The organism is Nocardiopsis sp. LDBS0036 (assembly GCF_041228755.1).
In the GTDB taxonomy this organism is placed as follows: Bacteria; Actinomycetota; Actinomycetes; order Streptosporangiales; family Streptosporangiaceae; genus Nocardiopsis; species Nocardiopsis dassonvillei.
On sequence record NZ_CP141103.1, the window covers coordinates 4,424,647 to 4,446,901 of the forward strand.

Consider the following 22,255-nt stretch of genomic DNA (forward strand, 5'->3'; position numbering starts at 1 on the left):
ATCATCCGTGCGTTCGGACCGAGAGAAGGGAACCTCCACGATGGCGGAGAAGCCGGGTACCGGTGAACCTGGCGCCACCAGGGACACCGACCGTTCGATCAGCGAACTGGTCTCAGAGGCCACGGGCAACATCTCCCGTCTGGTCAGCCTGGAGATCAAGCTGGCCAAGCTGGAGGCCAAGGCCGACGCGGCCAAGATCGGCAAGGGCGTGGCCGGTTTCGCCGTGGTCGGGGTCCTCGCCCACATCTTCGTCATCCTCCTCTCGGTGACCGGGGCCTTCGTCCTGTACGAGGTCGCCGGGCTCCCCGGCTGGGCCAGCTTCGGCATCGTCACCCTCGTCTACCTGCTGCTCGCCGCGGCCGTCGCGCTGTACGCGATCGCCACCCTGCGCAAGCGGGAGGGCCTCCAGCGCACCGCGCTGACCACCTCGCGCTTCGCCGGCATCCTGCGCGGCGACATCCGCCCGCCCTCGAACGCCGTCGAGACCGCCGAGGCGTCCGCTCCCGCGGCCCGGTAGGCCCGCGCGTTGTTGGACGACTCGGCCGCCTACGTCGACGGCCCCTGGACCCACAGGACCGTCAGCGCGGCGGGGGCCCGGTTCCACGTCGCCGAGGCCGGTGACGGGCCGCTGGTGCTCCTCCTCCACGGCTTCCCCCAGTTCTGGTGGGCCTGGCGCGCCCAACTGACCGCGCTCGCCGACGCCGGTTACCGCGCGGTCGCCGCGGACCTGCGCGGCTACGGCGCCAGCGACAAGACCCCGCGCGGCTACGACCTCGTCACCCTCGCCCAGGACGCCGCCGGACTGGTCCGCGCCCTCGGCTCACGGGACGCGGCCGTGGTCGGGCACGGCCTGGGCGGCCTCGTCGCCTGGACGATGACCGCCTACCACCCCGGCACCGTGCGCGCCCTGGCCGCGGTGTCGTCGCCGCACCCGCTGCGAGCGGCCCGCGTCCTGGCCTCCGGCGGTCCCGGCGTCCGCCACATGCTCCGGGCACAGCTGCCGATCCTCCCCGAGCACCGGCTCCTGAGCGACGGGTGCGAACGCGTGGGCGACCTGCTCCGGGAGTGGTCGGGCCCCGGCTGGCCCGACACCGAGGCCGAGGAGCACTACCGCCGCGCCTTCGCCATCCCCAAGGTCTCCCACTGCTCCCTGGAGAGCCACCGCTGGATCTTCCGGTCGCGGTGGCGCACGGACGGACTCCGCTACGACGCGCGGATGCGCCGTGCTCCCGTGCGCGTCCCCGTCCTCCAGCTCCACGGGACCCTCGACCCGGTGTGCCCGCCCGGACCGGCACGCGCCTCACGGGGCGTGGTGACGGGGCCCTACCGTTGGAGGCAGGTCCACGGCGCGGGACACTTCCCGCACGAGGAACGACCGGAGGAGGTCTCCCGCGCGCTCGTCGAGTGGCTCGCGGAGGTCTCGGCGGTGAGGCGGACGGAGTCCTCGCAGGCGAGGGGGAACGGCGGTGAGGCACTGATGGCGACGGAGACCGCGGACGGGCACCGGGAGTCCGGGGGCCGAGGAGGCGGGCGGGACCGCAACGAGACCGGGCAGGCGCAGAACCAGCGCCCCCGGGACCGGTACGGGCGCCCGATGCCGCACGGGAGCCGGGGCGAGGTGGAGCGGGTCCCCGACGACGCCGAGTTCTCCGCGGAGGAAGGTCTGGAGGAGGCCCAGCGGCTGCTCGACCAGGGGTACGCTTTCACCGCCCACGAGGTCCTCGAAGCCGTGTGGAAGTCCGCGCCCGACCCCGAGCGGGAACTGTGGCGCGGCCTCGCCCAGACGGCCGTGGGGGTCACCCACGCGCAGCGCGGCAACATGGTCGGCGCGGCACGTCTGCTGAGGCGGGGCGCGGACCGCGTGGAGCCGTTCGGGCCGGACGCCCCCCACGGGGTGGACGTGGCGGGGGTGGCGGCGTTCGCCCGCGCCCTGGCCGACGACCTCGACGCCGGGCGCGCCCGCCCGGGTGACGGGATCGACCCTTCGGGGATGCGCCTGCTCGGCGGGTAACCGCCGAGAAGCGTGTCCTCCGGCCGACGCGGCAGGCGCTCTTCGGTCGTGGGCGCACGCGCCCGCGACTCCCGCCGCGGACCGGTGGCGGACCCCGCGGAGGGCCCCGTGGCACCAGCACTTCCTGTGACTAGTGAGGTCTGTGTGGCCTGCGGGGCCGATTCACTTTTTGTGGGCTTATGCACGCTTTAGCGTTAACATCGCATTGCGGCATTATGAGATGTTATATAAGCTGCATATCACTGAAAAAGGCATTTATCCTTTTCCTGAGATCACCGGAAGATCACATCTTCGGATTTTCTTGAGGAATGGCGGGCTCGGCTCTCACCTTTCTTTGTCGCCGTGCGTAGACTCCCCGGATCACCGCCCGTGAACACGTGGCACGGGCGGTACGCACCACAACCAAAGGTGGCACCGCTTCGACCCCGCCAAGCGTGCCGTCGAGCCAGCTCAGGCTCCTTCCGGACGGCGGTACGTCCACGACCGCGAGGACCGGCGCCCACAGGGCGAGCCGTTCCGCGCGTTCTCCCGTGGACGGGGCCGAAAAGGTCGTGCCCGTCTCAAGGAGGACGGATTGTCTGGGCTCAACCTCGCCGCTGAAGGCGGCATGGCCCTATCACTGGCAGGCACCGACTTCACCCTCGTCATCATCGTCATGGTGGTGGCCCTTCTGGCACTCGCCGTCGCGGGCGTGCTGGTACGTGAGGTCCTCGCCGCAGGGCAGGGCACAGAGCGAATGCGCGGCATCGCGCTCGCGGTGCAGGAAGGAGCGGCGGCCTACCTCAAACGACAGTTCCGCACCCTCGCGGTCTTCGTCGTCCTCATCCCGCTCCTGCTGCTCCTGCTCCCGGCCGACTCGTGGGCCATCGCGATCGGCCGGTCGGTCTTCTTCGCCCTCGGCGCCCTGCTGTCGGCGGCGACCGGATTCATCGGCATGTGGCTCGCCGTGCGCGGCAACGTCCGGGTCGCCGCGGCCGCCCGGGGCGGTGACGACGCCTCCAACCGCACCGCCATGCGCATCGCCTTCCGGACCGGCGGAGTGGCGGGCATGATCACCGTCGGCCTCGGCCTGTTCGGCGCGGCCCTCGTCGTCCTCCTCTACCGGGGCGACGCCCCCATCGTCCTGGAGGGCTTCGGCTTCGGCGCGGCCCTCCTCGCCATGTTCATGCGCGTGGGCGGCGGCATCTTCACCAAGGCCGCCGACGTCGGCGCCGACCTCGTCGGCAAGGTCGAGCAGGGCATCCCCGAGGACGACCCCCGCAACGCCGCCACCATCGCCGACAACGTCGGCGACAACGTGGGTGACTGCGCCGGCATGGCCGCGGACCTGTTCGAGTCCTACGCGGTCGTGCTCGTCGCCTCGCTGATCCTCGGCCGCGTCGCCTTCGGCACCGAGGGACTGGTGTTCCCGCTCCTCGTCCCCATGATCGGCGTGCTCACCGCCATCGTCGGCATCTTCCTGGTCGCCCCCCGCGCCAGGGACAAGACGGCGATGTCGGCGATCAACCGCGGGTTCTTCATCTCCGCGGCGATCTCCGCCGCGCTCGTCGTCGGCACCGCCTTCTGGTACCTGCCCTCCAGCTTCGACCAGCTCTCCGGCGTCAGCCCGCAGGTCCTGGCCGAGATCGAGGAGGCCGGGACCAACCCGGACCCGAGGATCCTCGCGGTCGCGGCGGTCCTCATCGGCCTCGTGCTCGCCGCCGCCATCCAGCTGCTCACCGGCTACTTCACCGAGACCGACCGGCGCCCCGTCCGCGAGATCGGCGACAGCTCCGAGACCGGCGCGGCGACCGTCATCCTCTCCGGCATCTCCGTCGGCCTGGAGTCGGCCGTCTACTCCGCCCTCCTCATCGCCGGAGCCGTCTACGCCGCGTTCCTGCTCGGCGGCGGCTCCATCACCCTGAGCCTGTTCGCCGTCGCCCTCGCCGGAACCGGCCTGCTCACCACCGTCGGCATCATCGTGGCGATGGACACCTTCGGCCCCGTCTCCGACAACGCCCAGGGCATCGCGGAGATGTCCGGCGACGTGGAGGGCCCGGGCGCGGAGATCCTCACCGGGCTCGACGCCGTCGGCAACACCACCAAGGCCATCACCAAGGGCATCGCGATCGCGACCGCGGTCCTGGCCGCGACCGCGCTCTTCGGCGCCTTCCGCACCTCCGTGCAGGCCCAGCTCGGCGACGCCGACGAGGCGTTCTCGCTCTCACTGGACCAGCCCGACGTGCTCGTCGGCGTCATCATCGGCGCCAGCGTGGTGTTCTTCTTCTCCGGGCTCGCCATCATGGCGGTCGGCCGGGCGGCGGGTCGCGTGGTCATGGAGGTGCGCGACCAGTTCCGCACCCGTCCGGGGATCATGGACGGCACGGAGAAGCCCGAGTACGCGCGCGTGGTCGACATCTGCACCAAGGACTCGCTGCGGGAGCTGGTCACCCCGGGCCTGCTGGCCGTCCTCGCGCCGATCGCGGTCGGCTTCGCCCTCGGCTACGCCCCGCTCGGCGCGTTCCTGGGCGGCGCCATCGCCGCGGGCGTGCTCATGGCCGTCTTCCTGTCCAACTCGGGCGGTGCCTGGGACAACGCCAAGAAGCTCGTCGAGGACGGCCACCACGGCGGCAAGGGCTCGGAGGCCCACGCCGCCACGGTCATCGGCGACACGGTCGGCGACCCCTTCAAGGACACCGCGGGTCCCGCCATCAACCCCCTGCTCAAGGTGATGAACCTCGTCGCCCTGATCGTGGCGCCCAGCGTGGTGATCTACGCCGACAACGTCGTCCTGCGGGCGGGGATCGCGGTGGCGGCCGTCGCCGTGCTCGTCGGCGCCATCCTGTGGTCCAAGCGCCGCGGGGGAGGCACCGAGACCGACCTCGCCGAGACCGGCGGCCGGTCCGCGCCCAAGGGCGCCCCGGAGACCGGAGGCGGAGCCCCGCCGAAGGGTGAGGTCTCCCCTGCCGGGGACGGCGGTGTCGGCGGGGACGCCGCGGACGGCGCCGACGACCGCAAGGAGGAGGCCCGCGCCGGAGAGGGGAAGTAGGTAGGGAGCACCGACCTCCGCGGCCGCCCGGGTAGCCCCCGGGCGGCCGCGCCCGTGTGGGAGCGGGGCCTAACCTGGGAACACAGCCGAGCGAGCGAAGGGGTGGTTCCCGGTGTCCGGGATGAAGGGACTGTTCGTCATCGTGGGTGCCATGGTGGCGTTCATCGTGGCCCTCTCCGTCGTCGCGACGGCGGTCTCCCCGTGAGCGGCGCGCGGAGGCTGCTGCTGATGCGGCACGCCCAGGCCGAGAACGGGTTCGAGGACTTCGAACGCGGTCTCACCGACCGGGGCCGGAGCCAGGCCGAGGCGGTCGGCCGCCTGCTCGCCGAGCGGGGGTACGTGCCCGACCACGTCATCTGCTCCGCGGCCAGGCGAACGCGGCAGACGCTGGACGGTGTGCTCGGGGCCATGGAAGCGGGGGTCCGCCCGGAGGTGGACTACTCCGAGGCGGCGTACTCGGCTGGGGTGGACACACTCCTGGAGCTGGTGAACCAGGTGGATCCCGACGCGGGGACGGTCCTGGTCGTCGCGCACAACCCGACGGTGGCCCAGCTGGCCGGCGCCTTCCTGGGGAATCCGGTTGCCTATCCACCGGCCACGGTCGCGGTCGTCGAGCTGGAGGTGGAGTGGCTCTACGCCGCCCCGGGAACCGGTTCCGGCACACTGCTGAACTAGTGTGACCCACGACACGTCAACTTCGAGTTGCCGGACCCCCGGGCCGCGGGTAATGTACTCCGAGTCGCCACCGAACGGCCCAGGGCCGCGAGGGGCTGCGACACCCTTCCGAGCGAAACGAACGCGATTTTCTGCGGGCGTGCCGGATACCCCTCCTTCCTCCGAATCACCGTTCCGAGCACTGCTTCGGTGCGGGTAGGCTCGGAGGGCGCTTCCAGGGAAACACGGAAGCGAAACAGGAAACGGGCTTTACCCCGATCAGAAACACCCCGAACCGCCGATTTGGCGGGGCGCGGAACACCTGATAAAGTAAAGACACAACAAAGCGGAAACGCACAACGCCTTCGGTGGAAAAGCTCACAGCAGCTTGTACACGAAGAGCGGTTGTTTCTTGAGAACTCAACAGCGCGTGTTTGATTTTCTTTAAGCCATGTTTGTTTTGGCCCCGTCACACAGAACCACTCGGTTCGTGTGCGGAGGTTCCTTTGATTAGCCGGGGTGACCCGGTTGGTCAGGATTACTTCTAGGTTTACCCGCCCAGACGGCTCCTTCGGGGGACGCGGGTCGGGTTGAGTGACCTTTATGGAGAGTTTGATCCTGGCTCAGGACGAACGCTGGCGGCGTGCTTAACACATGCAAGTCGAGCGGTAAGGCCCTTCGGGGTACACGAGCGGCGAACGGGTGAGTAACACGTGAGCAACCTGCCCCTGACTCTGGGATAAGCGGTGGAAACGCCGTCTAATACCGGATACGACCCGCCACCTCATGGTGGAGGGTGGAAAGTTTTTCGGTCAGGGATGGGCTCGCGGCCTATCAGCTTGTTGGTGGGGTAACGGCCTACCAAGGCGATTACGGGTAGCCGGCCTGAGAGGGCGACCGGCCACACTGGGACTGAGACACGGCCCAGACTCCTGCGGGAGGCAGCAGTGGGGAATATTGCGCAATGGGCGAAAGCCTGACGCAGCGACGCCGCGTGGGGGATGACGGCCTTCGGGTTGTAAACCTCTTTTACCACCAACGCAGGCTTCCAGTTCTCTGGAGGTTGACGGTAGGTGGGGAATAAGGACCGGCTAACTACGTGCCAGCAGCCGCGGTAATACGTAGGGTCCGAGCGTTGTCCGGAATTATTGGGCGTAAAGAGCTCGTAGGCGGCGTGTCGCGTCTGCTGTGAAAGACCGGGGCTTAACTCCGGTTCTGCAGTGGATACGGGCATGCTAGAGGTAGGTAGGGGAGACTGGAATTCCTGGTGTAGCGGTGAAATGCGCAGATATCAGGAGGAACACCGGTGGCGAAGGCGGGTCTCTGGGCCTTACCTGACGCTGAGGAGCGAAAGCATGGGGAGCGAACAGGATTAGATACCCTGGTAGTCCATGCCGTAAACGTTGGGCGCTAGGTGTGGGGACTTTCCACGGTTTCCGCGCCGTAGCTAACGCATTAAGCGCCCCGCCTGGGGAGTACGGCCGCAAGGCTAAAACTCAAAGGAATTGACGGGGGCCCGCACAAGCGGCGGAGCATGTTGCTTAATTCGACGCAACGCGAAGAACCTTACCAAGGTTTGACATCACCCGTGGACTCGCAGAGATGTGAGGTCATTTAGTTGGCGGGTGACAGGTGGTGCATGGCTGTCGTCAGCTCGTGTCGTGAGATGTTGGGTTAAGTCCCGCAACGAGCGCAACCCTTGTTCCATGTTGCCAGCACGTAATGGTGGGGACTCATGGGAGACTGCCGGGGTCAACTCGGAGGAAGGTGGGGATGACGTCAAGTCATCATGCCCCTTATGTCTTGGGCTGCAAACATGCTACAATGGCCGGTACAATGGGCGTGCGATACCGTAAGGTGGAGCGAATCCCTAAAAGCCGGTCTCAGTTCGGATTGGGGTCTGCAACTCGACCCCATGAAGGTGGAGTCGCTAGTAATCGCGGATCAGCAACGCCGCGGTGAATACGTTCCCGGGCCTTGTACACACCGCCCGTCACGTCATGAAAGTCGGCAACACCCGAAACTTGCGGCCTAACCCCTTGTGGGAGGGAGTGAGTGAAGGTGGGGCTGGCGATTGGGACGAAGTCGTAACAAGGTAGCCGTACCGGAAGGTGCGGCTGGATCACCTCCTTTCTAAGGAGTCTTTACAGGTCGGCATTACTTCTACAGCCGGCCGGACTCGAAAGTGGACCTGGTGCTGCGTGCAGTATCCAGGATGGCTCAAAGACAAATTGAACTTGACCTCGGGCGACTAGAAGCGTCCGGGGGCGCGCTGTTGGGTGTCTGAGGAAGCAACCTCCGGCCTGGGTCCTTTGGGGTCTGGTCGGGTGTTGGTTCCCGCGGACCGCCTCTGAGAACTCTCAGTGTCGTCAGGACGAGGATCCTGGTGGTGTGAGTGGTGTTGGGGTATGCGGTTGGTGTTTTGATTTGTGAATAGTGTGCGCGAGCATCTTATTATCTGTAGTGGCCAAGTGATAGTGGCACACGGTGGATGCCTTGGCACCAGGCGCCGATGAAGGACGTGGGAGGCCGCGATAGGCCACGGGGAGCTGTCAACCGAGCTGTGATCCGTGGGTGTCCGAATGGGGAAACCTAGCCCGAGTTGTGTCGGGTTGCCGCCATCTGAATGTATAGGGTGGTTGGTGGTGACGCGGGGAAGTGAAACATCTCAGTACCCGCAGGAAGAGTAAACAACAGTGATTCTCCTAGTAGTGGTGAGCGAACGGGGAAGAGGCTAAACCGTAGGCGTGTGATAGACGGCAGTCGTTGCGTTTGCGGGGTTGTGGGACATATCTGTTCAGGTCTGCCGGCCTGGAGCGTTGATGTCGGTGTTAGTTGAAACCGTTGGGAAGCGGTACCGGAGTGGGTGAGAGTCCCGTAGATGAAGGTACCGGCTAGACGTTGATGTGTTCCCGAGTAGCGCGGAGCCCGTGAAAGTCCGTGTGAATCTGGCAGGACCACCTGCTAAGCCAAAATACGTCCTGGTGACCGATAGTGCACTAGTACCGTGAGGGAAAGGTGAAAAGTGCCCCGGTGAGGGGTCGTGAAATAGTACCTGAAACCGTGTGCTGTCAAGCCGTCAGAGCTGAAGCTTGTCTTTGGTGATGGCGTGCCTTTTGAAGAATGAGCCTGCGAGTCATGGTGTGTGGCGAGGTTAACCCGGGTGGGGTAGCCGTAGGGAAACCGAGTCTGAATAGGGCGATTTGAGTCGCATGCTGTGGACCCGAAGCGGAGTGATCTACCCATGTCCAGGGTGAAGCGGGGGTAAGACCTCGTGGAGGCCCGAACCCACCAGGGTTGAAAACCTGGGGGATGAGGTGTGGGTAGGGGTGAAAGGCCAATCAAACTCCGTGATAGCTGGTTCTCCCCGAAATGCATTTAGGTGCAGCGTCGCGTGTTTCTTGCTGGAGGTAGAGCTACTGTTTGGCTGATGGGCCCGACAAGGTTACTGACGTCAGACAAACTCCGAATGCCGGTTAAGTGAAGCGTGGCAGTGAGACTGCGGGGGATAAGCTTCGTAGTCGAGAGGGAAACAGCCCAGATCATCAGCTAAGGCCCCTAAGCGTGTGCTAAGTGGGAAAGGTTGTGGAGTTGCTGAGACAACCAGGAGGTTGGCTTAGAAGCAGCCATCCTTTAAAGAGTGCGTAATAGCTCACTGGTCAAGTGGTTCTGCGCCGATAATGTAGCGGGGCTAAAGCACACCGCCGAAGCTGTGAAGCTCACACGCATGTGTGGGTTGGTAGGGGAGCGTCGTGCGTCCGGTGAAGCTGCCGAGTGATCGTGTGGTGGAGGGCGTGCGAGTGAGAATGCAGGCATGAGTAGCGATAGCAACGTGAGAAACGTTGCCGCCGATTGACTAAGGGTTCCTGGGGCAGGTTAATCCGCCCAGGGTGAGTCTGGACCTAAGGCGAGGCCGACAGGCGTAGTCGATGGATAACGGGTTGATATTCCCGTACCCGTGCACGAGCGTCCAGTACTGAATCAGGTGATGCTAACCACGCTGGTGGTCTTGGGTCCCTTCGGGGAGCTTTGACTTACTGGTCTGGGAACCGAGCTTGTAGTAGGTAAGTGATGGGGTGACGCAGGAGGGTAGCTCTACCCGGCGGTGGTTGTCCGGGGGTAAGCGTGTAGGCTGAGAGGTTGGCAAATCCGCCTCTTATATGAGCTGAGACGTGATGCCGAGCCGTTTTTGGTGAAGTGAGTGATCCCATGCTGTCGAGAAAAGCCTCTAGCGAGTTCGTGTGTGGCCAGTACCCTAAACCGACGCAGGTGGTCAGGTAGAGAATACCGAGGCGTTCGGGTGAACCATGGTTAAGGAACTCGGCAAATTGTCCCCGTAACTTTGGGAGAAGGGGAGCCCTGTCTGGTGACGGATCTTGCATCCTGAGCTGGGTGGGGTCGCAGATAGCGGGGGGAAGCGACTGTTTATTAAAAACACAGGTCCGTGCGAAGTCGTAAGACGCTGTATACGGACTGACGCCTGCCCGGTGCTGGAACGTTAAGAGGACTGGTTAGTGGGGGTTCGCCCCTGCGAAGCTGGGAATCTAAGCGCCAGTAAACGGCGGTGGTAACTATAACCATCCTAAGGTAGCGAAATTCCTTGTCGGGTAAGTTCCGACCTGCACGAATGGCGTAACGACTTCCCCACTGTCTCAACCATGGGCCCGGTGAAATTGCACTACGAGTAAAGATGCTCGTTTCGCGCAGCAGGACGGAAAGACCCCGGGACCTTCACTATAGCTTGACATTGGTGTTTGGGATGGTTTGTGTAGGATAGGTGGGAGCCGGTGAAGCTGTCACGCTAGTGGCGGTGGAGGCGTTGGTGAAATACCACTCTGACTGTTTCGGGCATCTAACTTTGGACCGTGATCCGGTTCGGGGACAGTGTCTGGTGGGTAGTTTAACTGGGGCGGTTGCCTCCCAAAGAGTAACGGAGGCGCCCAAAGGTTCCCTCAGCCTGGTTGGTAATCAGGTGTTGAGTGTAAGTGCACAAGGGAGCTTGACTGTGAGACGGACGTGTCGAGCAGGAGCGAAAGCTGGGACTAGTGATCCGGCACCGGCGTGTGGAAGCGGTGTCGCTCAACGGCTAAAAGGTACCCCGGGGATAACAGGCTGATCTTCCCCAAGAGTCCATATCGACGGGATGGTTTGGCACCTCGATGTCGGCTCGTCGCATCCTGGGGCTGGAGTTGGTCCCAAGGGTTGGGCTGTTCGCCCATTAAAGCGGCACGCGAGCTGGGTTTAGAACGTCGTGAGACAGTTCGGTCCCTATCCGCTGTGCGCGTTGGAGACTTGAGAAGGGCTGTCCCTAGTACGAGAGGACCGGGACGGACGAACCTCTGGTGTGCCAGTTGTCCTGCCAAGGGCATGGCTGGTTGGCTACGTTCGGGAGGGATAACCGCTGAAAGCATCTAAGCGGGAAGCTTGCTTCGAGATGAGGTCTCCTGCCTCCTTGAGGGGGTAAGGCTCCCTATAGACGATGGGGTTGATAGGCCGGGTGTGGAAGCCTTGTGAGGGGTGGAGCTGACCGGTACTAATAGGCCGAGGGCTTGTCCGCTGCAGATAATTGGATGTTCGCGCACACTTTTCACGGAGCTTGCTGCTCACTGTGATTCCCTGTCCTTTGGGGTGGGTGGAGTTGGGTGGGTGGTGTGTGGTTTCCGTGGTGGTTATTGCTGGAGGGTCACACCCGGTCTCTTTCCGAACCCGGTCGTTAAGTCTCTTTGCGCTGATGGTACTGCCCTGTGGTGGGGTGGGAGAGTAGGTCGCTGCCACGGTTTTTCGTTGGGGGGGTCGCCTGTGGGCGGCCCCCCTCTTTGTTTTTGTGTGGGGGTGGGGTGCCTGCAAGGCGACCTGTCCCTCTTTTTTGTGGTGGTGTTTGTGCGTTTGTGAACGCGGGGGTGGGCGTGTGGGGGTGCGGGTTCCTGGGTGGGCCCCCTGTTTCCAGTCAACCGGGTGCGGGGGTGGCGGTGCCAGAGCGTCTCGCGTCCTGTGGACAAAAGGCCCCGTTCCCGGGTGTGGGAGCGGGGCCTGGTGGTTCCGGGGAGCCAGCCGGAGACGTCAGTCGTGCGGCACCGAATCCGACACCGGATCGATCTGGTCCCGCATGTCCGCGGCCTCGATCTCCTCCCGGGTGATTCCGAGGATGAACGCGATCGTGTCCAGGTAGGGCACGCTCACCGAGGTGTCGGCCTGCTGCCGCACGACCGGCTTGGCGTTGAACGCCACGCCCAGCCCCGCCGCCTGCAGCATGTCCAGGTCGTTCGCGCCGTCGCCCACGGCCACGGTCTGCTCCAGGGGCACACCGGCCTCCGCGGCGAACCGCTCCAGGGTGGTCGCCTTGCCCTTGCGGTCGATGATCGGCCCCACCAGTTCGCCGGTGAGCTTGCCGTCGACGATCTCCAGGGTGTTCGCGGCGGCGTAGTCCAACCCGAGGCGCTCCACGAGCACGTCCGTGAACTGGGTGAAGCCGCCGCTGACGATCCCGCACTCGTACCCCAGGCGCTTCAGGGTGCGGACCAGCGTCCTGGCGCCCGGTGTCAGCTGGATCTCCTCGCACACCTTGGGAATGGCGGAGGCGTCCAGGCCCCTCAGCAGCATCACCCGGCGGCGCAGCGACTCCTCGAAGTCCAGCTCGCCGCGCATGGCCTCCTCGGTGACCCGGGCGACCTCGTCCGCGCATCCGGCGTGCGCGGCCAGCAGCTCGATGACCTCGCCCTGGATCAGCGTGGAGTCCACGTCCATGACGATGAGGTGCTTGGCCCGCCGGTGCAGGCCGCTGGGCTGCACGGCCACGTCCACCCCCTGGGTGGACCCCTCCATGGCGAGTTCGGCGCGCAGCTGGTCGGCGTCACCGCCGGAGATCTCCATCTCCACGGAGGTCACCGGGAAGCTGGACAGCCGCTCGATCCGGTCGATGTTCGCGCCCGCGCGCGCGACGCACGAGGTGAGGGCGCCCAGGGCGCCGGGACGCAGCGGGTCGGCCAGGACGGTCACGTGCAGCCGGTCGTGGACGACCGCCTTCACGCGGCCGTTGTCCTTCCCTCCGCTCTTGCCGTAGCCGACCTCCATGTCGAGGTCGATGGCGGTCTTGTCGAGCGCGTTGCGGACCTCCTCGAAGACCCGCGAGGGACTCACACCGGGAGCCACCCGCTCGTCCACCTCCAGGACCGCGCCCAGCACGAGGCGGCCCGCGAGGACCACCTGTTCCAGGTCGGCGATGGTCACCGGAAAGACGGAGAGGGTGCTCAGCAGACGAGCACTGATGCCCGGACGGTCGTGGCCGGTCACCGTCACCAACAGCGTGGATTTCTCATTCATGGCGGTGTCCACGGTACTCGGCCGTCCCGGAGGGGCGTCGCGCAGGGCTGACCCTTTTCCCAGCTAGTTCACTATGTGGACAGCTGTAGGCGCGACGTACGTCACCTGTCCTTCCGACTCTTCTTCTTTCGCTTGGGGCCCTTGGCCTTGACGTCCACCCCGCCCAGCATGCAGGTTCCCGTCAGACGGACGACCGGGGCGTTCGGATCGGTGACCTGGTCCGTTCCGTGCAGATCGGCGCCGCCCAGGATCCCGGACGTGTTGTTGATCACCCTGACCCCGTGGGGCACGACGATGTCCACTCCGCCCATGATCACCGCGACCTGGATGGTCACCTCGTGCTGGCTGAGCACAGCCTCGCGCAGGTCCAGTTCCACCCCGCCGCACAGCACGGACACGTTCGTGCGCGGCTCGACCAGCCAGCGGCCCTTGCGCTCGCAGCCGCCGAACACCGCGACCAGGTTCTCCGAGCCCTTGCTCTGTCCGGCCAGGTCACGCGCCTCGCTGCCCAGGATCTCCATGCCGCTGGGCGCGTCGGAACGCCGTTCCATCGACGCGTAGTCGTACCCGTGGCCGGGCGCGGGCAGGTCCTCCACGATGGGTCCGAGCTCGCCCATGGTCTTGGCCCTGTAGAGGGTGTCCAGTCGCTCCTCGTGCTCGACCGGTGTCAGCCGCCCCTCGGCCAGGGCCTCGCGCAGCCGCTCGGCAACCTTGTCCCGGTCCGCGTCGGAGGCTCGGATGTGCTCGGGCTGCATGATGACGGGTCTCCTCGTTCCTTCCGTGGGGCCGGGGATCCGGCCGACCACACAACCAGTATCGGTATTCTCCGCCTTCCCGGGATCAGGTAACGCCCCTGGCCCGACCCCGAGAATTCCGTTCCCCGTCCCAGGGTGTTCCCGCCCCCCTCCAGAGTGGCCCGCGAGAGCACGCGGAACAACCCCCGCCCCGTCCCTGCTCAACGCCTCAGCGTCCGACCGGCCGCGGGTCCGGCCGGACGCGTGCCGGGACCGGGCACGGGACCGCGGGGTGGTGCGCACCGCAGGGCCGCGGTGGCGGGGACCCCAGGACGGTTCCGGGGCCCGCACCATGGAGGGCGCCCCGCCGCCCTCCCTAGCGTGGCCGCATGACTCCCGACCCACACGCCCGTCCCCGCCCAGATCCACTCCCGGGACGGGTTCCACACCCGGGGCCACGCGGCGGACACCGCGTCCTCAGCGTCCTGGGAGCCGCCGCGCTGCTGCTCCTGCACGCGGCCCCCGCCTCCGCCGAACCCCTGCGGACCCCGGCCCCCGCCGCGGTCGACGCCCTCGTGGAGGAGTACCGGGAGGCCACCGGCCTTCCCGGCGCGGCGGTGGTCCTGACCCACGGCACGGAGGTCGTCCACGCGCAGGGGTACGGCACCACCCCCGGCGGGGAGCCCGTCACCGAGCGCACACCCATGGCCGTGGCCTCGGTGAGCAAGTCCTTCACCGCGCTGGCGGTCCTCCAGCTGGTCGAGGCGGGAGAGCTCGGCCTGGACGACCCGCTGCGGGAGCACCTGCCCGAGTTCACGATGGCCGACCCCCGCGCGGCGCGGATCACCGTCCGCCAGCTGCTCGACCAGACCTCCGGCATGTCCGACTCCGAGTTCGCCTCCTACAGCCGGGGCCGGAGCACCCTCACCCTGCGCCAGTCCGTCGAGGACCTGCGCGACGCGGGTCTGGCCGCCGAACCCGGCACCCGGTGGGAGTACCACAACCCCAACTTCCAGGTCGCCGCCCGCCTGGTCGAGGTGGTCGGCGGGCGGTCCTTCGCCGACCACCTGGACGAGCGGGTCCTCTCGCCGCTGGGGATGGACGACACCACCACCGTCGACACCGACCTCGACCTGCCGTCCGGCGCGCGCGGCCACATCAGCGTGCTCGGACTCCCGTTCCCGGCGGACGAACCCCCCGGGTTCGGCAACGGCTCGGGCGGCGTCATCAGCACCGCCGCGGACATGGGCGCGTGGCTCGTCGCCCACAACAACGGCGGTCGGGGCCCCGGCGGGGAACGGATCCTGTCCGAGGAGGGGATCGAGGCCCTGCACACCCCCTCGCCGGTCTCCGGGGGCTCCTACGCCCTGGGGTGGTCGACGGACGAGACCGGTTCGGGGGCGCCGGTGGTCGAGCACAGCGGCAACCTGATGACCGCCACCGCGCACCAGGCGCTGCTGCCCGAGAGCGGTCACGGTGTGGCGGTCATGGCCAACAGCGGGTCGGCGGGCAGCGGCGCCTCCGCCCTGGCCGCCGCGCTCGTGGAGCTGATCGACTCCGGGCGTGCGCCCGTACCGCCGACGGGAACGCTGGTGCTGGTCGCGGACGCCGTCCTGCTCGCCCTGGGCGCCGCCGCCGTACCGCTCGCCTGGCGCGGCGTCCGGCGCGCGGGTGACTGGGCCCGCGCACGCGGGGGGCGCCCGTGGTGGGCCGCGGCGGCGCGCCTGCTGCCCTGCACCGCGCCGCCGCTGCTGCTGGCGGTCCTGCACGAGGTGGTCGGGTGGCTCTACCGGGGCAGGGACGTGGCGTGGTTCCAGGTGCCCTACCTCTTCACGTCCTTCTGGGCGGCCCTCGCCCTACTCGCCCTGGCCTGTGCGACGGTCGCCTCGGTCCGCGTCGTCCGTCTGGTGTCGGTGCGCCGTGGAACAGGCGGTACCGGCGGGAGAGCGGAGCGCGCGTCGGGCTGAGCGACCGGGGCCGCCCGGTCGCCCGGGGGCGGGCACGGTCGTCCCGGCTTCCCGTTCGTTCCCGGACCGGGATCCCGTGCTCGCCTCCCGGCCGCTCCCGGGTCCGCTCAGCGCCCCGGAACGCCCCGGTCGGACGGGTCGATCGCCCCGTGCGCGGCCACCAGGGCCCTGCGCACCGCCGCGTCGAGCCTGCGCAGCCCCTCGGAGCGGGCCGTGGCCTGGTGGGCGGTCAGTCCCCGTCCCGACGACGGCTCGGCCAGCTCCACCACCCCGGCCAGCCGTGCAGCCTGCTCCGCCACACGGTGCGCCCGGGGCGGGTACCCGCGCGCCAGCGAGGGCGGGCCGCCGTCCAGTTCGCCCAGTCTTCGGTGCACGTCCGGTGCGAACGGGGCGACGTCGTCCACGCCCTCCATGGCCCGGGCGGCCTCGATGAGGGCGAGCTTCAGCGCCTGCTCCGCCTCGGCCAGGCCGGGTACCTGCGGCAGTGCGTCGTTCGCCGGATACGGTGTCCACGAAACGCCCACATAGGATGAACCACGCCGGTCGGCGGAGGGCACCAGGCCCACCTGCCGGTCGGCGAGCCGCACCAGCACCCCCTCCCGCGCCTCGACGGCGGCCTGGTTGAGTTCCTTGGGGCCCACGAGCCCGAGGGGATCGCCCCAGGTGGGCAGGGCCAACCGGAAGGCGGACAGCCCCAGGCCGCGCAGCCGTGTCAGTGCGGCCCGCAGCGGTACGCCGCTGTCGAAGGGCAGGTCCACTGCCGGTACTGTCCCGATCAGGTTGGGACCACCGCGCCGCTCGACGGCGTCGACGGCCTCGTCGAGGCCGACGTGTCCGGCCAGCCAGGCGTTGCCCCAGGCGACGAGTGGTGCGGACGAGAGATGCATTGCTTCAGGGTAGGGCGGCCCGTGCACCGGCGTGGGACGTGACGTGAGGGAGGACGATGGACGGGCGTGTTCTGGGCCTGAGCGGGGTCACGGTGCGGAGGGGCGACGCCCATCTGCTGGACGGGGTGGACTGGACGGTCCTGGAGGGCGAGCGCTGGGTCGTCCTGGGCCCCAACGGTGCGGGCAAGACCACACTGCTCAACGTGGCCTACAGCCAGACGCACCCGACCGCGGGCGAGGTGGAGATCCTCGGTGAGCGGCTGGGCCGGGTGGACGTGTTCGAGCTGCGTCCGCTCATCGGCTACGCGGGCGCCTCGGTGGCGTCGCGGATCGAGGAGGGCACCGAGGTCCTCGACATCGTGCTGAGCGCCGCCTACGGCTACGTGGGCCGCTTCCGCGAGGAGTACGGGAACCCGGACTACGGCCGCGCCCGCGCCCTGCTGGGTCACTGGGGCGTCGCCGACCTGGCCGACCGCCGGTTCCACACCCTCTCCGAGGGCGAGCGCAAGCGCGTGCTCATCGCCCGTGCGCTGATGTCGGACCCGGAACTGCTGCTCCTGGACGAGCCCGCCGCCGGGCTGGACCTGGGCGGCCGTGAGGACCTGGTGCGCCGTCTGGGGAGCCTGGCCCGCAACGAGGCCGCGCCCGCGCTGGTGGTGGTGTCCCACCACGTGGAGGAGATCCCCGCAGGGACCACGCACGCCCTGCTGCTGCGCGGGGGTTCGGTGGTGCAGGCCGGTCCGATCGACGGGGTCCTGACCGCGGACCACCTGTCGGAGACCTTCGGGCTCGCGCTGAAGGTGGAGAGGGACGGCGAGCGCTGGAGCGCCCGGGCGGTCTGAGGGTCCGGGCCGCCTGGGGGCTGGCGGCACGGGTGCGCCGGAGTCCGTCCGGGCGGATGCCCCGGCCCGGGCCCCGGGCGTGCGGACACCCGGCCCTCCGGGCAGGTGTTCCGTCCGTGCGTATGAGCCCCGACGACAGATTCCCTCTTATTGGATTGCATTAACGGAGCAAATGTATTGACCATAAACAGTGTTTCTGTCCGGATGTGGTCGCCCCGGCGCATATGGGGTAGCGTCAGCGGACGGTGAGCGGATCGCTCCATTTCGGCGCGCTTTATGATCTTCGGGTGGGCGGGGCCGCCGGGTGCGGTCCGTGCCCGCCTGTCACCCCCGTCTGGAGATCCGGAGCTGCCCAGATGCCGATACCGAATGACGTCCTCCGTCCGGAAACCGGGGCGGCCCCATGACCATGATCATCATCGTGGCGCTTTTCGTCGCGGTTCTTCTGCTCGTCTTCTGGCGGAGCGTGCGTATCGTCCCGCACTCGATGGAGGACGTCGTCGAGCGTTTCGGTAAGTTCCACCGGACGTTGAGCTCGGGTTTCAACATCGTCATCCCCGGTGTGGACCACGTGCGCGAACGCATCGACCGCCGCGTCCAGGTCGTGAGCTTCCCGCCGCAGTCGGCCATCACCGAGGACAACCTCGCGGTCGAGGTCGACTCGGCGGTCTACATCAGGGTCGTGGACGCCTACCGGGCCACCTACGAGGTGGCCAACTTCATCCAGGCCGTCGAGCAGCTGACCCTGGCCACGCTGCGCAACGTCATCGGCGGCATGAACCTGGAGGGGACGCTCACCTCCCGGGACGCGATCAACCGCGAGCTGAAGGCCGTGCTGGACGAGGCCACCAGCGACTGGGGCATCGAGATCAGCCGCATCGAGCTCAAGGGCATCGAGCCGCCGTCCTCCGTGCAGGAGGCGATGGAGATGCAGATGCGCGCCGACCGCGAGAAGCGCGCCCAGCTGCTCAGCGCCGAGGGCGAGAAGCAGTCCGCGGTCCTGCGCGCCGAGGGTGAGCGCTCGGCCGCGGTGCTGCGGGCCAGGGGCGCGGCCGAGGCGCAGGCGCTCACCTCCAAGGCCGACGCCGAGGCACAGACCACCCGGGCCCGCGGTGAGGCCGACGCCATCCACATGGTGTTCAAGGCCCTGCACACCAGCCGGGTCGACCCGGACGTGCTGGCCTACCACTACCTCCAGAAGCTCCCGGAGATCGCCCGGGGCGACGCCAACAAGGTGTGGGTCGTCCCGGCCGAGATGGGCCAGGCGCTCAAGGGGGTCAGCGCCGCGTTCGACCGGCTGCGCGACGACGTGGTCCGGGCCCCCTGACCCGGCTCCGCCGCCCGGCCGCCCGCCCGCCCCGCGAACCGGTTCCGCGGCGTCGGACCGGCTGACTGAGGGCCGGACCGCGAGGGCCCGAGCCCGGTCCAGTACCGGGCTCGGGCCCTCCGCGTATCCCGGCATGATCATCCGATGACCCGCTCTCGTAGTCTGTTGTCGTCCTCGACCGTCGGGGGCGGACAGGGAGAGCTGGGCGGATGGAACTCTGGGAGGCGGCGGTCATCCTTCTCGCCGGTGTGGCGGCCGGCGGGATCAACGCCATCGCGGGGTCGGGGACGCTGTTCACCTTCCCCGTGCTCCTGGCGCTCGGCTACCCGCCGATCACGGCGACCGTCTCCAACAGCATCGGCCTGGCCCCCGGGACGCTCAGCGGCACCATCGCCTACCGCCGGGAGCTGGCGGGCCAGCGCGCCCGCATCCTCCGGCTGGGCAGCATGTCCTTCCTCGGAGCGGTGACCGGCGCCCTGCTGCTGATCTACCTGCCTCCGGGCGTGTTCGAGGCCGTGGTGCCGTTCATGATCGGCCTCGCCTGCGTGCTGATCGTCCTCCAGCCGCGCATCACCCGGTGGGTCCGCTCGCGCAGGCCCGCCCACAGGGACGGCGGCCCTCTGCTGCCGCTGGGCGCCTACGCGACCGGCGCCTACGGCGGCTACTTCGCCGCCGCCCAGGGGATCATCCTCATGAGCATCCTGGGCACCGCCCTGGACGAGGAGATCCAGCGGCTCAACGCCCTGAAGAACATGCTCGCCACCATCGTCAACACCACGGCCTCGGTGTTCTACATCGTCCTGGCCGAGCCCGCCTGGCCGGTGGTCGGCCTCATCGCCTGCGGGACCATCATCGGCGGGTACCTGGGCGGAAGGTTCGGGCGCAAGCTCAGCCCGGCCGCCCTGCGGGTGTGCCTGGTCCTGGTGGGACTGTCCGCCGCGGTCCAGATCATCATGGGCCGGGTCTGACCCCGCCCCGCCGATCCCCTCGCATGGACCCGCCGCCCTCCGCGACGCCCCGTGAGAGGGCTTCGCGCCGGGCCCCGTCGGGTCAGGTCCGGAAGTACCCGCGGCGGTCGGCGTCGTCCACCAGGGCGGTCGCGTAGGCGCCCAGCGCCTCCGACCCCTCCTGGATCAGTTTGACCTTCTCCATCACCTGCGCCCGGGTGATCCCGAAGCGCACCCACGTGCCGCCCTCGTTGTGCCAGTTGGCGAGCATGGGCGAGAGCCGGTCGACCGCGCGGGCGAACCGCGCCTCGGCGGTGGCGCGCGCCTCGAACTCCTCCCACAGCTCGCGGGCCCGCTCGGCCTGGTCCTCGGGCAGGAGGGGGAAGATGCGGTCGGCCGCGGCCCGCTCGCGCTCCGCCTGGGTCCGGGAGTTGACGGTGTCGAAGAGGAAGGTGTCCCCGGCGTCGATCTCGACGATGTCGTGGAGGACCAGCATCTCGACAACGCGGTCGATGTCGGTGCCCTCGGGCGCGTACTCGGCGAAGGTGCGGGCTGACAGGGCCAGGTGCCAGGAGTGCTCGGCCGAGTTCTCCCGCCGGGAGCCGTCCACCAGGAGGGACTGCCGCAGGATGCGCTTGAGTTTGTCGGCTTCCAGAAGGAAGCGGAGTTGCGCGTTCAACCGCTCGTTGTCGACCCCGCTGGCAAAGACCGGTGCCGGTTCCGTCACGTGGTTCGCCCTCCTGAAGGATGAGTCGAAACGGTCAGGTGGGCCGCTCTGCGCGGCCGCCACTGGATGATCCCATGGAACGCGCACCAGCTGTCGCGGCGGCGTCCGTTGAGGGGACGCCGGAGGAGGTGCCAGGGTGCACCCGGTGAACGGGGGGTTTCGCACCGGACCGGAAAGCGGACGAAGCGCCCGGCGGGGCCCGCCGGAGCCCCTACTCGGCCGTCCGGACCTGGTCGGAAGACCTGAGGTGCTGGTGGAACCACTCGGTCAGCGCCCGGTCGGTGAGGACGCCGGCCGGGGTGAGCGGGCCGGGTCGCAGGCCCGGCTCCGGACCGATGGCGTGGGCCAGGTCGGGGACCACGATGTGACGGAGCGCATGTTCGGGTGCGTGGGCCGCCACGGCGTCGTGCAGCGACCGGCCGTGCTCGGGGGGCACGACCTCGTCCCGGCTCCCGCTGACGACGAGCAGGGGGACGCGGTCGCGGGAGACCTCCTCGGCGCGGGCGCCGAAGTCCAGCCAGTCGCGGGTGCTCAGGGCCTGCTCGGTCCACTCGTAGGCCGTGCCGGTGCGCCGCTCCCGCGCGGCGATGACCAGGGCGGGGTCCACGACCGGGTTGACGACGGCGGCGGCGCCGACGGGCAGGCGCCCCTCGGCCAGGGTGAGCAGGACGGCCGCGGCGCCGGCGCCCACGCCGACCAGCCCGACGGGCGCGTCGGTGACGGGGAAGGCGGCGCGCAGTTCGGCGGTGACGCGGTGGAGCTCGGCGGCGGCCTCCTCCACCACCGGGCCGAACAGTTCGACGAGGTAGTCGCGCTCGCCGCGCCGGTTGATCTCGGCGACGCCGCCCTCGGGGAGCCGGGCCCCGAACAGGGGCAGGCCCAGGTAGACCCGCCAGGCCGGGAGCGGGGCCATGGGCACGGTTCCGGCCAGGGCGGCCTCGGCCCGGGGAGGCTCGAAGGCGTGCAGGCCCAGCACGAGCGGGGCCGGGACGTCACCGCTGGCGGGCGGAAGGGCCAGGAAGGGCACTCCGGCGGCCGTTCCGGTGACGGGCCGGGAGAGGGTGCCGGCGTCGGCTACCACGGATGGTCGCCTCCGTTGCGTTGGGAGAAGTGGGACAGGTAACTGCTGACCAGGTGCTTGGCCTCGCGGACGAGCGCGGGGTCGCCCTCGGGGTCGTCGCGGAAGGCGAGCTTGAGCACGGCGTCCGCGGCCTCGACGGCGACGTCGATGGCCCGGTCGAGTTCCTCATTGTCGGGGATGCCTGTGACAGAGACGATGATCCTGCGCAGGCGGATGGAGATGACGCGGTTGTTGTCGGCGCCTCCGTTGAGGAGGCGTGTGTCGACGATGTCACCGAAGTGCAGGCTGCGGAAGCCCGGCACGTGGCGGTGCATGTCGATGTACTCGTCGACCACCGCGTCCACGGCCAGGGTCCAGTGGCTGAAGGAGGCGTCGGCGAGGCGCTCGGTGACGCGCGTGCCGAACTGGTCGAGGAAGCGCAGACCGAGGGCCTGGGTGATGGCCTTCTTGTCCGGGAAGAACTGGTAGACGGAGCCGATGGCGACCCCGGCGCGCTCGGCGATCCTGGTCGTGGAGAGGTTGTCGTAGCCGACCTCGTCGAGGAGTTCGGCGCAGCAGTCGAGCATGCGCTGGACCCTGAGCATGCTGCGCTGCTGGGCGGGCAGCCTCCGCAGCGGCGCCTGCGCGAAGGCGAGTTCGTCGTGGGCGACGCTGGCTCGTCCACGGCCCTCGCGTGACGCGTGGTCGCTTCCCGTGCTGCCTGGGGAGCGTCGTGACCGCGGGGGTGTTG

Annotated in this window: 14 protein-coding genes, 3 rRNA genes and 1 pseudogene; 12 read left to right on the forward strand and 6 right to left on the reverse strand. The window is 68.3% G+C overall.

The window, feature by feature from the left end; genetic code table 11:
* Positions 1 to 40: 40 nt before the first annotated feature.
* The 8 genes and pseudogenes from UIS43_RS18755 (at position 41) to rrf (ending at position 11,470) form a co-directional block, all read left to right on the forward strand.
* Positions 41 to 517 carry a phage holin family protein gene (locus UIS43_RS18755; RefSeq protein ID WP_370011073.1) on the forward strand — a complete coding sequence of 159 codons (477 nt, stop codon included), beginning with the start codon at positions 41 to 43 and terminating at the stop codon, positions 515 to 517.
* A gap of 114 nt (positions 518 to 631) precedes the next feature.
* Positions 632 to 1,381 (forward strand): annotated as a pseudogene (locus UIS43_RS18760) (alpha/beta fold hydrolase); the annotation flags it as partial.
* A gap of 96 nt (positions 1,382 to 1,477) precedes the next feature.
* Positions 1,478 to 2,011: a DUF309 domain-containing protein gene (locus UIS43_RS18765; protein ID WP_232051734.1), complete on the forward strand. Its 534-nt coding sequence runs from the start codon at positions 1,478 to 1,480 to the stop codon at positions 2,009 to 2,011.
* A 607-nt stretch (positions 2,012 to 2,618) separates the two neighbouring features.
* Positions 2,619 to 5,039, forward strand: coding sequence for a sodium-translocating pyrophosphatase (locus UIS43_RS18770; protein ID WP_370011075.1), 2,421 nt, complete (start codon positions 2,619 to 2,621; stop codon positions 5,037 to 5,039).
* 201 nt (positions 5,040 to 5,240) lie between these two features.
* Entirely contained in the window at positions 5,241 to 5,714 is a 474-nt protein-coding gene (locus UIS43_RS18775) for a histidine phosphatase family protein (RefSeq protein WP_358456555.1), read from the forward strand.
* A 579-nt stretch (positions 5,715 to 6,293) separates the two neighbouring features.
* A 16S ribosomal RNA gene (locus UIS43_RS18780) occupies positions 6,294 to 7,826 on the forward strand.
* 331 nt (positions 7,827 to 8,157) lie between these two features.
* Positions 8,158 to 11,251: ribosomal RNA gene (locus UIS43_RS18785) — 23S ribosomal RNA — on the forward strand.
* A gap of 103 nt (positions 11,252 to 11,354) precedes the next feature.
* Positions 11,355 to 11,470, forward strand: a 5S ribosomal RNA gene (gene rrf, locus UIS43_RS18790).
* The 16S, 23S and 5S rRNA genes sit together here, the layout of an rRNA operon.
* 283 nt (positions 11,471 to 11,753) lie before the next feature.
* Here the strand turns inward: rrf and serB are convergent.
* Positions 11,754 to 13,013: a phosphoserine phosphatase SerB gene (gene serB / locus UIS43_RS18795; protein WP_071623112.1), complete on the reverse strand. Its 1,260-nt coding sequence runs from the start codon at positions 13,011 to 13,013 to the stop codon at positions 11,754 to 11,756.
* Positions 13,014 to 13,114: 101 nt separating this feature from the next.
* A complete protein-coding gene (locus UIS43_RS18800; RefSeq protein WP_013156324.1) occupies positions 13,115 to 13,768 on the reverse strand; it encodes a DUF1707 domain-containing protein in 654 nt (217 codons plus the stop codon).
* Between the two features lie 368 nt (positions 13,769 to 14,136).
* Here UIS43_RS18800 and UIS43_RS18805 point away from each other — a divergent pair, with 368 nt between their 5' ends.
* Complete coding sequence (locus UIS43_RS18805; protein ID WP_013156325.1) at positions 14,137 to 15,714, forward strand: serine hydrolase; 1,578 nt, start codon at positions 14,137 to 14,139, stop codon at positions 15,712 to 15,714.
* A gap of 107 nt (positions 15,715 to 15,821) precedes the next feature.
* On the opposite strand, the gene UIS43_RS18810 is transcribed toward UIS43_RS18805, so the two are convergent.
* On the reverse strand, positions 15,822 to 16,601 hold the full coding sequence (locus UIS43_RS18810) for a hypothetical protein (RefSeq protein ID WP_013156326.1): 780 nt from the start codon (positions 16,599 to 16,601) through the stop codon (positions 15,822 to 15,824).
* Positions 16,602 to 16,657: 56 nt separating this feature from the next.
* Here UIS43_RS18810 and UIS43_RS18815 point away from each other — a divergent pair, with 56 nt between their 5' ends.
* From UIS43_RS18815 to UIS43_RS18825, 3 genes are all read left to right on the forward strand, one after another.
* On the forward strand, positions 16,658 to 17,443 hold the full coding sequence (locus UIS43_RS18815) for an ABC transporter ATP-binding protein (protein ID WP_013156327.1): 786 nt from the start codon (positions 16,658 to 16,660) through the stop codon (positions 17,441 to 17,443).
* A gap of 403 nt (positions 17,444 to 17,846) precedes the next feature.
* Entirely contained in the window at positions 17,847 to 18,770 is a 924-nt protein-coding gene (locus UIS43_RS18820; RefSeq protein ID WP_013156328.1) for an SPFH domain-containing protein, read from the forward strand.
* A gap of 209 nt (positions 18,771 to 18,979) precedes the next feature.
* Positions 18,980 to 19,738 carry a sulfite exporter TauE/SafE family protein gene (locus tag UIS43_RS18825; protein ID WP_013156329.1) on the forward strand — a complete coding sequence of 253 codons (759 nt, stop codon included), beginning with the start codon at positions 18,980 to 18,982 and terminating at the stop codon, positions 19,736 to 19,738.
* Between the two features lie 82 nt (positions 19,739 to 19,820).
* Here UIS43_RS18825 and UIS43_RS18830 read toward each other — a convergent pair whose 3' ends face one another.
* From UIS43_RS18830 to UIS43_RS18840, 3 genes are all read right to left on the reverse strand, one after another.
* The gene (locus UIS43_RS18830) at positions 19,821 to 20,444 is read right to left on the reverse strand and encodes an HD domain-containing protein (protein WP_013156330.1); all 624 of its coding nucleotides are present in this window, start codon (positions 20,442 to 20,444) and stop codon (positions 19,821 to 19,823) included.
* Positions 20,445 to 20,655: 211 nt separating this feature from the next.
* Complete coding sequence (locus tag UIS43_RS18835) at positions 20,656 to 21,525, reverse strand: S9 family peptidase (protein ID WP_013156331.1); 870 nt, start codon at positions 21,523 to 21,525, stop codon at positions 20,656 to 20,658.
* Positions 21,519 to 22,109 carry a TetR/AcrR family transcriptional regulator gene (locus UIS43_RS18840; protein ID WP_013156332.1) on the reverse strand — a complete coding sequence of 197 codons (591 nt, stop codon included), beginning with the start codon at positions 22,107 to 22,109 and terminating at the stop codon, positions 21,519 to 21,521. Before UIS43_RS18840 ends, UIS43_RS18835 begins: the two co-directional genes overlap by 7 nt.
* Positions 22,110 to 22,255: the final 146 nt, after the last annotated feature.